We start from the raw sequence: 236 nt of genomic DNA, 5'->3' as shown, positions 1-236 counted from the left end.
CCGCCACGCTCACCGCGATGCCCTCCGCCTCCAGCGCGTCGGCCGCCTTCAGCGCCTCCGACAGCCGCGTGCCCAGCGACAGCAGCGCCACCCGCGCCCCCTCGGGCGCACGCACCATCCGGCCCTTGCCGATCGGCAGCGCGACCCCGCGCTCGGGCAGGTCCACGCCCACGCCCTCGCCGCGCGGATAGCGCAGCGCGATCGGGCCCGTGTCGTGGGCATGCGCGGTGGCCACC

The 236-nt window shown here is 78.4% G+C and carries 1 pseudogene; it reads right to left on the bottom strand.

The features are described 5' to 3' along the window. Nucleotides 1–235 (bottom strand): annotated as a pseudogene (locus ASF18_RS06405) (transketolase C-terminal domain-containing protein); the annotation flags it as partial. Between the last annotated feature and the right edge of the window lies 1 nt (nucleotide 236).

The sequence above is a fragment of the Methylobacterium sp. Leaf89 genome (genome assembly GCF_001422215.1).
Lineage (GTDB): Bacteria > Pseudomonadota > Alphaproteobacteria > Rhizobiales > Beijerinckiaceae > Methylobacterium.
Note: the sequence above shows the minus strand (reverse complement) of the source record. Positions and strands in the feature narration are given on the sequence as shown.